10 protein-coding genes are annotated in these 11,790 nt (G+C 61.4%); all 10 read left to right on the top strand.

Going from position 1 to position 11,790, the window contains the following annotated elements:
* Positions 1-10 precede the first annotated feature (10 nt).
* Positions 11-1,138 carry an aspartate-semialdehyde dehydrogenase gene (gene asd / locus H4V96_RS15700; protein WP_010400401.1) on the top strand — a complete coding sequence of 376 codons (1,128 nt, stop codon included), beginning with the start codon at positions 11-13 and terminating at the stop codon, positions 1,136-1,138.
* A gap of 172 nt (positions 1,139-1,310) precedes the next feature.
* On the top strand, positions 1,311-3,887 hold the full coding sequence (locus tag H4V96_RS15695; RefSeq protein ID WP_280721041.1) for a FimV/HubP family polar landmark protein: 2,577 nt from the start codon (positions 1,311-1,313) through the stop codon (positions 3,885-3,887).
* A gap of 146 nt (positions 3,888-4,033) precedes the next feature.
* Positions 4,034-4,864 (top strand): tRNA pseudouridine(38-40) synthase TruA, encoded by an 831-nt coding sequence (gene truA / locus H4V96_RS15690; protein WP_070346466.1) that lies wholly within the window; start codon positions 4,034-4,036, stop codon positions 4,862-4,864.
* A 30-nt stretch (positions 4,865-4,894) separates the two neighbouring features.
* A complete protein-coding gene (locus tag H4V96_RS15685) occupies positions 4,895-5,578 on the top strand; it encodes a phosphoribosylanthranilate isomerase (RefSeq protein ID WP_010400393.1) in 684 nt (227 codons plus the stop codon).
* Positions 5,571-6,821 carry a tryptophan synthase subunit beta gene (gene trpB, locus H4V96_RS15680; protein WP_010400392.1) on the top strand — a complete coding sequence of 417 codons (1,251 nt, stop codon included), beginning with the start codon at positions 5,571-5,573 and terminating at the stop codon, positions 6,819-6,821. Before H4V96_RS15685 ends, trpB begins: the two co-directional genes overlap by 8 nt.
* Before the next feature lie 116 nt (positions 6,822-6,937).
* The gene (gene trpA / locus H4V96_RS15675) at positions 6,938-7,735 is read left to right on the top strand and encodes a tryptophan synthase subunit alpha (RefSeq protein ID WP_070346467.1); all 798 of its coding nucleotides are present in this window, start codon (positions 6,938-6,940) and stop codon (positions 7,733-7,735) included.
* Positions 7,736-7,932: 197 nt separating this feature from the next.
* A complete protein-coding gene (gene accD, locus H4V96_RS15670) occupies positions 7,933-8,805 on the top strand; it encodes an acetyl-CoA carboxylase, carboxyltransferase subunit beta (RefSeq protein ID WP_010400390.1) in 873 nt (290 codons plus the stop codon).
* A 115-nt stretch (positions 8,806-8,920) separates the two neighbouring features.
* On the top strand, positions 8,921-10,219 hold the full coding sequence (gene folC / locus H4V96_RS15665) for a bifunctional tetrahydrofolate synthase/dihydrofolate synthase (RefSeq protein ID WP_196854832.1): 1,299 nt from the start codon (positions 8,921-8,923) through the stop codon (positions 10,217-10,219).
* Between the two features lie 24 nt (positions 10,220-10,243).
* Positions 10,244-11,269, top strand: a complete 1,026-nt coding sequence (locus H4V96_RS15660; protein ID WP_196854833.1) for an SPOR domain-containing protein — start codon at positions 10,244-10,246, stop codon at positions 11,267-11,269.
* Between the two features lie 16 nt (positions 11,270-11,285).
* Positions 11,286-11,774: a CvpA family protein gene (locus tag H4V96_RS15655; protein WP_196854834.1), complete on the top strand. Its 489-nt coding sequence runs from the start codon at positions 11,286-11,288 to the stop codon at positions 11,772-11,774.
* Positions 11,775-11,790 lie beyond the last annotated feature (16 nt).

Genomic DNA, 11,790 nt, shown 5'->3' with positions numbered 1-11,790 from the left:
AGGAATGGTAATGAAATTAGTTGGCTTGGTAGGTTGGCGCGGTATGGTCGGTTCGGTCCTGATGCAGCGCATGCAGGAAGAGGGCGATTTCGCCCATATCGAACCGGTGTTTTTCACGACCTCGAACACGGGCGGCGCGGCGCCGGCCATGGCGAAGAATGAAACCATCCTCAAGGATGCCAGCAATATCGCCGAACTGTCCAAGTGCGACATCATCATTTCCTGCCAGGGTGGCGACTACACGAGCGCGGTCTTCCCGCAGTTACGCGCAGCGGGCTGGAATGGCTACTGGATCGATGCGGCCTCGACCTTGCGCATGGAAAAAGACGCCGTCATCGTACTCGATCCCGTCAACCTGCACGTCATCAAGGATGCGCTGGGCAAGGGCGTGAAGAACTACATCGGCGGCAATTGCACCGTGTCGTGCATGATGATGGGCCTGGGCGGCCTGTTCCAGCACGATTTGATCGACTGGATGACGTCGATGACGTACCAGGCGGCATCGGGCGGCGGCGCGCAGCACATGCGCGAGTTGCTGACGCAATTTGGCACCATCAACAGCGCCGTCAAGGCGCTGCTGGACAACCCCGCTTCCGCCATCCTGGAAATCGACCGCCAGGTGCTGGCCACCCAGCATGGCTATTCCTCAGATGAAATCAAGCAATTCGGCGCGCCGCTGGCCGGCAACCTGATCCCGTGGATCGACAAGGACCTGGGCAACGGTCAGTCCAAGGAAGAGTGGAAGGCGGGCGCGGAAACGAACAAGATTCTTGGTCGCGGCAGCGACTTTGGCACCAAGGAAATTGCTGTCGATGGCCTGTGCGTGCGCATCGGCGCCATGCGCTGTCATTCGCAAGCGCTGACCATCAAGCTGAAGAAAGACGTGCCGCTCGATGAAATCAACGACATCATCGCCAGCAACAATCAATGGGTCAAGCTGGTGCCGAACACGCGCGAAGCGTCCGTGCGCGACTTGTCGCCTGCCGCCGTCACCGGTAGTTTGACGATACCCGTCGGCCGCGTGCGCAAGATGAGCATGGGCGGCGAATATCTGTCGGCCTTCACCGTGGGCGACCAATTGCTGTGGGGCGCGGCCGAGCCACTGCGCCGCATGCTGCGCATCTTGCTCGATGCGTAATGGACACTAATTGCTGATCAAGATCAAGCCGGGACTGTTTCCCCGGCTTTTTTTTCGTCCTGAGCCCCTCAAGGCGCAACCATGCGGAGCTTGCATAGCACTGGGCATGATGATATGTTGATACTTCTGGAAAAGTAACAGTTTTCCCACGTCAACTAAGATACCACCAACTATGCCTGTACACACTCGTCCCCGGGTCGCCTCCCTTGTCATTCAAACACTGAGCAGCGCTGTCGCCTGTGCGGTGTTATTGTCACCGGCGGCATCCGCAGCCGAGCTGGGCAAGATTACGGTGCTGTCCGCCGCTGGACAGCCGCTACGCGCCGAAGTCGAATTATCGGCCGTCAAGCCAGGCGAGGCAGCTGGCCTGCTGGCCAGGCTGGCGCCGCCGGACGCCTACCGGCAGGCCAACGTGGAATTCAATCCCGCTCTAAATGCGCTGACGTTTGCCGTGGAAAACCGCAACGGCAAGGCCTTCATCCGCATCAGTTCGGCGCAAGCGGTGGCCGAACCCATGGTCGATTTGCTGCTGGAACTGAGCAGCAAGAGCGGGCGCCAGGTACGTGAATATGCATTCGTGCTCGATACACCCGAAGTGCGCCAAACGCGCGGCGCGCAAGTGGCCGCGCCAGTAGCTGCGGGCAAGAGCAAGCCGGCGGAGGCGACTGCGCCGAAAAAGGCGGCAGGCGAATACAAGGTCAAGGCGGGCGACACCCTGAGCCGCATCGCCAGCGAAATGAAACCAGCAGGCGTCTCGCTCGACATGATGCTCGTCGCCCTGTACCGCGCCAATCCCGATGCCTTCAAGGGCGACAACATGAACCGCATGCAGGCCGGGCGCATCCTGGCCGTGCCAGATGCGCACGCCCTGCGTGCCACCGATGCGGTCGCAGCAAAAGCCGTCGTGACGGCGCACGCCATCGATTTTGAAGCCTATCGCAACAAGCTGGCAGGCCAGGTGTCGCAAAGCAAGCCGGGCAAGGCTGCGCAGCCGACGCAAAGCACGGCTGGCAAGATCGGGCCTACCCGCGTGCAGGAAAAGCCGACGGCCGTCAGCGAGTCGCAAGACAAGCTGAAACTGTCGAAAGCGGAGCCGGCGGCCAAGTCGGCCGGCAAGAGCGCCGTCGCCAGCGAGGAAGACAAGATCGCCAAGGCGAAACAGGTCGATGAAGCGGCTGCGCGCGTCAAGGAGCTGGAAAAGAACGTCAGCGACCTGGAAAAGTTGATGGCGGTCAAGAGCAAGGCCATGGCCGACAAGAGCGCTCCCGCTCCCGCCAAGCCGGCCGAGGTCGCGGCCAGCGCAGTTGCCAGTTCAGCGGCCAGTGCCGTCGCCAGCGCGCCGACCGAGGCGCAGCCGGCCGCACCTGAGCCGGCCGCACCGAAAGTGAAACCGGTGCCGCTGGTCAAGAAACCTTCGCCGCTGGAGCCCACCTTGGCCGACAAGATCAGCGACCATCTGGGTGCCGTCGGCATCGGCCTGGCTGCCTTGCTGGCGGCCGTGGCGGCGCTGGTGATCGCGCGCCGCCGCAAGGAAACGCCACTCTCGCGCGACAATATCGCCCCGGTGTTCGCGCCGGAAGCGCCTGTGGCGCCGCCAGCGGGCCTGGTGCCGGAAGGCCAGCAATCCGCGGTCGATAGCCAGCTGGACGGTACGCCAGCCGCCGTTGCCGGCGTGGCTGCCGCAGCGGGTGCCAGTATGCTTGAAGGCAATGAAACTGACCCTGTCGCCGAAGCCGACGTGTATATCGCCTATGGCCGTGATGGCCAGGCGGAAGATATTCTCAAGGAAGCCTTGCGCAGCCATCCCGAGCGTCATGCGGCTCGCCTGAAGTTGCTGGAAATCTATTCTGCCCGCAATGATGTGCGCGCGTTTGAAGACCAGGCTGGTGAGCTCTACAGCCTGACACGGGGGCAGGGTGAAGAGTGGGCGCAAGCAGCTGCGCTGGGCTTGGCGCTCGACCCTGTCAACCCCCTGTATGGCGATACGCAAGACGATGCCGTTGTCAGCCTGAGCCAGGGCGGCGGTGACGTGCGTGGCCAGAGCATTGACTTGTCCGACGATCGGGCTGCGCCCACACCGCTAGCCGACCTGGCGCCGGCCGCGCCGCCTGCCTCCGTGAGCCCCCGCGATGCACGCGACCCCCTCGACTTCGACCTCGACAGTCTCGATTTCGAACCGGTCTCCACCAGCGATCCGATCGCCATGCCGGGACCGGATCGCAAGTCGCCGGCCGCCACGCAGAGCGCACAGGATATGCACGAAGCGCACGATGACGCCAGCATGGATTTCGGCCTCGACCTGGAGCCGCCAGCGGGCCCCGTCAATGGCGTGGGCGCCGGCATGACGCCCTTGCCCGACCCGCTGACGGATGTGGACTTGGCGCATTTCGACCTCGACGAGCCGGTGGCACCCGCAGCGGCGCCGGTGGCGGCCGCCGCGCCTTCCATCGACAGCCTGTTTGACGAAGCGCAAGCGCCAGCGAGCTTGCCGGAAGCCATACCGCCGGCCCAAGAATTCGATTTGTCCGGCATCGACCTGGACCTCCACGATGGCAAGACGGCCAGCGTGGGCGTGGATGATCCCTTGTCGGCCATCCACATGGAAATGGATACCAAGCTTGACCTGGCGATCGCCTACCAGGAAATCGGCGACAAGGAAGGCGCGCGCGAGTTGATCGATGAAGTCATCAAGGGCGGCAGCGAAGAGCAGGTCGCGAAGGCCAATACCATGCGTGCGCTGCTGAGCTAAGCGCCCGAGACGACGTCCATGGCTGCGTGGCACGGTCTGGCCGTGCTATTCGTACTGTCTTCGACCGCGCGCCTTGCCCTGAACGCCGCCTCAGGCGCTTGTGTGGCCGGAATGCGGGGCCGCCTTTGCGCCGGTATAATGCTCTGATGCAAAATATTACGACAGCAACGCCATGCAAGCGTATCGTCCTCGGTCTGCAGTACGACGGCACGGCTTGGCATGGTTACCAGAAACAGGAAGACGGGCAAACGGTACAGGACCAGCTGGAAAACGCGCTCGAGCAGTTTGCCCGCGTGCGCCTGGCCACCACCTGCGCCGGGCGCACGGATACGGGCGTGCATGCGCTGGAGCAGGTTGTGCATTTCGATACGCAACTGAACCGCGATGTGCACTCGTGGGTGCGCGGCGTCAACGCCTTCCTGCCGAAATCCATCGCCGTGCGCTGGGCCAAGGAGCTCGCTGGCGATCCCACCGTTAACGATTTCTTCCACGCCCGCTTCAGCGCGCGCGCGCGCACCTACCATTATGTGTTGTATAACAATGCCACCCGTTCGCCGCTGGTGGAAGGGCGCGCCGGCTTTTTTTTCCGTCCGCTGGACGTGGCGTTGATGCGCCAGGCCGTGCAGCCGCTGCTGGGCTGGCATGATTTTACGGCCTTCCGCGCCGCGCAATGCCAAGCCAAGTCACCCGTCAAGCTGATGCACGACATCCGCATCGAGCGGCGTGGCGATTGCGTCATCTTCACCATCACGGCCAATGCCTTCCTGCACCACATGGTGCGCAACCTGGTCGGTTCCCTCGTGTATATCGGCACCGGGCGTGAAAAGCCGGAATGGCTCGGACATTTACTGGAAAGCAAGGACCGTCACGCGGCCGCGCCCACCTTCATGCCCGATGGCCTTTACCTGGCGCAGATCGATTACGACCCGAAATGGGCCTTGCCGCAAGACAGCAGCAGCGCCTTGCCCTGGTTCTGACGTTTTCATTCAATTGTTGTAAGGAATAACATGCCACGTACACGCATCAAGATCTGCGGCCTGACCCGCGCCGAAGACATCGAGGCTGTCGTGGCGGCAGGCGCCGACGCCATCGGTTTCGTGTTTTATCCGAAAAGCCCGCGTTATGTGACGCCGCAGCAGGCTGCCAGCCTGATCGCGGCCATGCCGCCGTACGTGACGACGGTGGGCCTGTTCGTCAATGCCAGCGTGGAAGAGGTGCTGGCAACCAAGGCCGTGGCCCCCTTGTCGCTGCTGCAATTTCATGGCGACGAGACGCCCGAACACAGCGCTGCGCTCGCTGGCGCAGTGCAAACGCCATTTACGCAAGTGTTCCGTGTCAAACCTGACGCCCGCTGCGAAGATTTGTTAGAATATGAAAAGCGCTATCGCGCCGCCAGTCCCTTGTTCTCGAGTCTCTTGCTCGATACTTATGTGGATGCCTATGGCGGTGCAGGAAAGGTATTTGATTGGTCTCTCATTCCAAAAGAACTCGCGCCTCGGGTCGTTTTAAGTGGTGGCTTGAGCGTACAAAACGCGACTGACGCAGTGGTGCGCGTGCGCCCTTACGCCGTCGACATCAGCAGTGGTGTCGAAGCGCTCAGGGGTATCAAAGACGCATCCAAAGTCCGCGCGTTCATCGCCGCGGTGCAGGATGCCGACACCATCATTGCCAGAGGAAACAACCATGAATGACCACACCACCGCTCCCGGCGCTGCCGCCGGCTTGTTCCACGCCACCGATTATCCTTTTCCTGACCCGCGCGGCCACTTCGGCCCGTATGGCGGCGCGTTTGTTGCTGAAACGCTCACGCACGCACTCGATGAGCTGAAAGCCGCTTACGCGCGCTACAGCACTGACCCGGAATTCCTCGAAGAGTTCCGTTATGAGCTCAAGCACTTCGTTGGCCGTCCGTCGCCCATCTACCATGCCAAGCGCTGGTCCGAGATGGCCGGTGGCGCACAAATCTATTTCAAGCGCGAGGACTTGAATCACACGGGCGCGCACAAGATCAACAATGTGATCGGTCAGGCTTTGCTGGCCAGGCGCATGGGCAAGCCGCGTATCATCGCCGAAACGGGTGCCGGTCAGCATGGCGTTGCCACGGCAACCATCTGCGCCCGCTTCGGCCTCGAATGCGTGGTCTATATGGGCAGCGAAGACATCAAGCGCCAGGCGCAGAATGTGTATCGCATGAAATTGCTGGGCGCCACCGTCGTGCCCGTCGAATCGGGCTCCAAGACCTTGAAAGACGCGCTCAATGAAGCCATGCGCGACTGGGTCACCAACATCGAAAACACCTTCTATATCATAGGCACCGTGGCCGGCCCCCATCCTTACCCGATGATGGTGCGCGACTTCCAGTCCGTGATCGGCGAGGAATGCCTGGTGCAGATGCCGGAAATGACGGGCCGCCAGCCTGACTACGTACTCGCTTGCATCGGCGGCGGCTCGAACGCCATGGGCATCTTTTACCCGTATATCGACCAGAAGGATGTGCAACTGATCGGCGTGGAAGCGGGCGGTGAAGGCTTAAATACAGGCAAACATTCGGCCTCGCTGGCGTCCGGTTTCCCGGGCGTGCTGCATGGCAACCGCACCTATCTGTTGCAGGATGCGAATGGCCAGATCGCAGAGACGCATTCTGTCTCCGCTGGCTTGGACTATCCGGGCGTAGGGCCGGAACATGCATGGTTGAAAGACTTGGGTCGCGCGCAATACGTGTCCATCACGGACGACGAAGCCTTGCAAGCTTTCCATGACTGCTGCCATATCGAAGGCATCATTCCAGCGTTGGAATCGGCGCACGCGCTGGCGTATGCGGTCAAGCTGGCGGCCACTTTGCCGAAAGACAAGACCCTGCTGGCCAACCTGTCGGGCCGTGGCGACAAGGACATGCATACCGTGGCAGAACGCATGGGATTGAATTTTTCTTAACCCCAAAGCAAGAGCCGGGGGACGGGCGCTCAGGGACTCGGCGTCCCCGTCCGACCCCAGCATTTGCCCTTGGGTTTGAAAAATATTCCATCTATTTACCGTCAAGAAAGCTTCCCATGTCCCGTATCGCCGCTACCTTTGCCCAATTAAAATCGAATAACAAGACCGGCCTGGTCACCTTCATTACCGCCGGCGACCCCGGCCCTGACGTTACCGTGCCGCTGATGCACGCGCTCGTCGAGGGCGGTGCCGACATACTGGAACTGGGCGTGCCATTTTCCGACCCCATGGCCGAAGGCCCTGTCATCCAGCGCGCCTGCGAACGCGCCCTGGCATTCAACGTCGGCATTCACGACGTGTTTGGCTATGTGCGCCAGTTCCGCGAAACGAACCAGACAACGCCCGTGGTTCTGATGGGCTATGCCAATCCCGTCGAGCGCATCGGCAGCGCCGCGTTCATTCAGGCAGCGCAAGCGGCGGGCGTCGATGGCGCCATCGTCGTCGACTATCCGCCCGAAGAGTGCGAGCAATTTGCCAGCGCCATGCGCGCCGCCGACCTCGACCTGATTTTCCTGCTGGCGCCCACCTCGACCGAAGAGCGCATCGCGCAAGTGGCCAAGGTGGGCAGCGGCTTTAGCTACTATGTGTCGCTCAAGGGTGTCACGGGAGCGGGCAACATTGATACGCAACAGGTGGCAGAGCGCCTCGCCGCCATTCGCCAGCATGTAAAGTTGCCTATCGGCGTGGGTTTCGGCATCCGCGATGGCGCCACGGCCAAGGCCGTGGCCGAGGTGGCCGATGCCGTCGTGATTGGTAGCCGCATCATTCAAGAGATTGAAAACGCCCCGCCAGGGGGCGCCGTAGAGGCCGCGCGCAGCTTCACGGCCGGCATCCGCGCTGCACTTGATGCCTGAGTAAGCTTGCCGCTTACGCAAGATGCGTAAGCGGCAAAGTTCGACAGCCCGGCGATAAACGGCTACACTTCGGCCACTGAATGCCTGTCATTGTGCAATAGATAAAATTTTTGGTGCCGCCCTGCCGGGCCGTCGCCGCTTACCGTCTGCTGGGGGTGTCCATTGACGCTACCCCTACAAGGGCCCAAGGAGAAAATATGAGTTGGTTGGAAAAACTGCTGCCACCGCGCATACAGCGTTCTGATGCTGCCGCGCGCAAGACCATGCCGGAAGGCCTGTGGGTCAAGTGTCCTTCATGCGAAGCCGTGCTGTATCGTACGGACCTGGAATCGAACCTGCACGTGTGCCCGAAATGCGATCACCACATGCGCATCCGCGCGCGTGAACGTCTCGACAGCTTGCTCGACGCGGGCGGACGTTATGAAATCGGTCAGGAAATCCTGCCCGTCGATACCTTGAAATTCAAGGACAGCAAGAAATACCCGGACCGCCTGAAGTCCGCCATGGAAGCGACCGGTGAAACCGATGCGATGGTCGTCATGGGCGGCGCCATCATGAGCCTGCCAGTGGTCGTGGCGTGCTTTGAATTTGAATTCATGGGCGGCTCCATGGGCTCCGTCGTGGGCGAGCGCTTTGTGCGCGGCGCGCAGATTGCGCTGGAGCAGAAAGTGCCATTCATTTGCATCACCGCCACCGGTGGTGCGCGCATGCAGGAAGGCTTGCTATCGTTGATGCAAATGGCAAAAACGACGGCCATGCTGACCAAGCTGTCGGAAAAGAAATTGCCATTCATCAGCGTGTTGACCGACCCGACCATGGGCGGCGTGTCGGCCTCGTTCGCCTTCATGGGCGACGTCGTCATTGCCGAGCCGAAAGCGCTGATCGGCTTTGCCGGCCCGCGCGTGATTGAAAACACCGTGCGTGAAAAACTGCCGGAAGGCTTCCAGCGCGCCGAGTTCCTCGTCACCAAGGGTGCCGTCGACATGATCGTCGACCGCCGCAAGATGCGCGAAGAAATCGCCCGCTTGCTGGCCTTGTTGCAAAACCAGGCTGTGGAAGTGCTGGCTTAATTTGATTTACCCCAAAACCTGAACTGCCGGGGTCGGACCCTCAGGGTCCGACCCCAGTCTTCGGTTTGGGTCCCATGTCTTTCCCGCCTCGCGCACTCTAATCAAGAAGTCTCCCATGCAAATCCTCCCCACCACCTTGCCGGACTGGCTCGCCATGCTGGAAAGTCGCCATTCGGAAACTCAGATCAACATGGGCCTGGACCGTGTGCAAGCCGTCAAGGCGCGCATGCAGCTCGCTTTTACTTGCCCCGTGATCATGGTCGCCGGCACGAATGGCAAGGGTTCCACCTGCGCCATGCTGGAATCGGTACTCTTGCGCGCCGGCTACAAAGTGGGGCTGTACATCAAGCCGCATTTTCTCGACTTCAATGAGCGCGCGCGCGTGCTGGGCGAGATGGCCAGCGACGAACAGCTTGTCGCCAGCTTCAACGTCGTCGAAGCCGTGCGTGGCGATACAGCACTGACGTATTTCGAATTCACTACCTTGGCCATCTTGCACCTGCTGGCGCAAGCCCAGTTGGACGTAGCCATCCTGGAAGTGGGCCTGGGCGGGCGCCTCGATGCCGTCAACGTGATCGATGCCGACGTGGCCATCGTCACCAGCGTCGATATCGACCACACGGATTACCTCGGTGATACGCGCGAAGCGATCGGCTTTGAAAAAGCCGGCATCTTCCGCCCGGGCAAACCGGCCATCTGCAGCGATCCCGTGCCGCCGCAATCCTTGATCGACCATGCGCAAGCCATCGGTGCAGACCTGTGGCTGATGGGCCGCGATTTCAATTATTCGGGCGACAAGCAGCAGTGGAACTATGGCGGGCGCGAGCAGCGCCGCAATTCGCTCGCCTATCCAAGCTTGCGCGGCGCCAACCAGATCCTCAATGCGGCGGCCGTGCTGGCCGCGCTGGAAGCGCTGAGGCTGAAGTTGCCCGTGGGCGCGCAGGAAGTGCGCACCGGCCTGGTGACGGTGGAACTGCCGGGCCGCTTCCAGGTCTTGCCTGGCCGTCCCAGCGTGATCCTTGATGTCGCGCATAATCCGCACGCTGCCTCGGCGCTGAATCAGAACCTGGGCAATATGGGCTATCACCCGTACACCTATGCCGTGTTCGGTTCCATGCAGGACAAGGATATCGATGGCGTGCTCGCTGCGATGAGCGAACACGTTGACCACTGGTGCCTGACGGATCTGCCTTCGCCGCGTTCGGCCACGGCTTCCGAACTGGCCGCCAAGGTGCAGATCATGCTGGCAGATAAGCCCGACAGCAGCGAGCATACTGTGTCTATTTTTGCTGATCCGGCACAAGCTTATGCAAATGCGATGAGCCGGGTCGGTGAGAATGATAGAATTGTGGTCTTTGGCTCTTTCCTCACCGTCGCCGGCGTGATGAAGGCCCGAAAATCCTCACTTCACTGAAACGCACTCGACTGAAAATCACGCATGGGCTTGTTCTCGAAACTGTTTAAAAACAAGCAAGAATCCTCTGGCGAAGACAGCGGCTTTTATGTCCCTGGCGAAGCACAGTCGCCGACCCGCAAGCGCGCCGCCAACACTTCCGGTGGCCGCGCAGCGCGCCGTGGTGGCAAGGAAGCGCCGGACCCTGTCTTGCCAGAAAAAAAGCGGGCACGCCGCCGCCTGGTCGGGGCCATCGCCCTGGCCCTGGGTGTCGCTGTCGGCTTGCCGATGCTGCTCGATTCCGAGCCGAAAGCGCCTTTCAACGATATCGCCATCGACATTCCCTCGAAAGAAAAGGCTGCCGCGCCTGCGCCCGTGCCCGCCGTCACGACCCAGGCCGCAGCGCATGGCCTGGACCAGTCCGAGGAAATCGTCGACTCTCCGCTGCCGCCTGCGGCCAGGCCTGCGCCAGCTGCCGTGCTGGCCGCCGTTCAGCCCGCGCCACTCAAACCGGACTATGTCGAGCCGAAAGCCGAATCCAAGCCTGAACTTAAGCTTGAACCCAAGCTTGAACCCAAGCCCGAACCCAAGCCCGCCAAGGTGGAGCCGAAACCCGAGCCGAAACATGAAGCCAGGGCGGAACCGAAGCATGAACCCAAGCCCGAACCCAAGCCCGAACCCAAGCATGAAGTAAAGGTGGAGCCCAAGCCCGAGCCCAAGCCTGCCAAGTCGGTGCAATCTGCCGATGATGCGGCGCGCGCCATGGCCATTTTGGAAGGCAAGCCACTCGACAAGGCGCAAGAGAAAGCACCGGACAAGACGCACGAGGCCGGCGGCGGCGGCGGCAAGTTCGTGCTGCAGGTGGCGGCCCTGGCGACGCAGGACAAGGTCGATGAATTGCAGGACAAGCTGCGCGAAGCGGGCATCAAGTCTTACACGCAGAAAGTAGCTAGCCCGGCGGGCGAGCGCATCCGCGTGCGCGTGGGGCCGTTCGGCAACCGTGAAGACGCCGAAAAGACCCGCGCCAAGCTGCAAAAGCTGGGCCTGGGCGGCAGCTTGGTGCCGGCGTGATGTTGCAAGGCTGAAGGTGACGATCTTCGATTATTTGGTGCTGTTCGTCCTGGTCACTTCCGTGCTGATCAGTATGATGCGCGGCCTGGTCAAGGAAATGCTGTCATTGGTCAGCTGGGTCGTCGCTTTCGTCGTTGCCAACGCGTATGGTGCCAGCCTGGCGAAATTGCTGCCCGAAGCGGTGCCGGGCGAAGTCATCCGTTTGTTGCTGGCCTTTGTGCTGCTGTTCATCGGTGTGCGCATTTTGATGGGCTTGCTGTCCATGACGGTCGACGCACTGGTCAAGGTGACGGGCTTGAGCCTGGCCGACCGCACGCTGGGCAGCCTGTTCGGCGTGGCGCGCGGCCTGATGATCGTGCTGACGGCCGTCATCTTGTGTGGCATGACGTCCATACCGCAGCAGCCGTTCTGGAAAAATGCGTCGCTCAGCCCGTTCGCCGAGCAGGGCGCGCGTGCCATCAAGCCTTATCTGCCTGCCGCTTACGCGCAGCATGTGAAATTTTGAATTTTTTTTAAAATCA

The sequence above is a fragment of the Janthinobacterium sp. CG_23.4 genome, from assembly GCF_029892305.1.
GTDB classification, from domain to species: Bacteria; Pseudomonadota; Gammaproteobacteria; order Burkholderiales; family Burkholderiaceae_D; genus Janthinobacterium; species Janthinobacterium lividum_D.
The sequence above is the reverse complement of the archived record's forward strand: the minus strand, read 5'-3'. Positions and strand labels throughout refer to the sequence as shown.

What these genes read in the sequence shown, in the direction of transcription:
- asd (WP_010400401.1), top strand. Translation starts at nt 11, where the DNA reads ATGAAATTAGTTGGCTTGGTAGGTTGGCGCGGTATGGTCGGTTCGGTC.
- H4V96_RS15695 (WP_280721041.1), top strand. Translation starts at nt 1,311, where the DNA reads ATGCCTGTACACACTCGTCCCCGGGTCGCCTCCCTTGTCATTCAAACA.
- truA (WP_070346466.1), top strand. Translation starts at nt 4,034, where the DNA reads ATGCAAAATATTACGACAGCAACGCCATGCAAGCGTATCGTCCTCGGT.
- H4V96_RS15685 (WP_010400393.1), top strand. Translation starts at nt 4,895, where the DNA reads ATGCCACGTACACGCATCAAGATCTGCGGCCTGACCCGCGCCGAAGAC.
- trpB (WP_010400392.1), top strand. Translation starts at nt 5,571, where the DNA reads ATGAATGACCACACCACCGCTCCCGGCGCTGCCGCCGGCTTGTTCCAC.
- trpA (WP_070346467.1), top strand. Translation starts at nt 6,938, where the DNA reads ATGTCCCGTATCGCCGCTACCTTTGCCCAATTAAAATCGAATAACAAG.
- accD (WP_010400390.1), top strand. Translation starts at nt 7,933, where the DNA reads ATGAGTTGGTTGGAAAAACTGCTGCCACCGCGCATACAGCGTTCTGAT.
- folC (WP_196854832.1), top strand. Translation starts at nt 8,921, where the DNA reads ATGCAAATCCTCCCCACCACCTTGCCGGACTGGCTCGCCATGCTGGAA.
- H4V96_RS15660 (WP_196854833.1), top strand. Translation starts at nt 10,244, where the DNA reads ATGGGCTTGTTCTCGAAACTGTTTAAAAACAAGCAAGAATCCTCTGGC.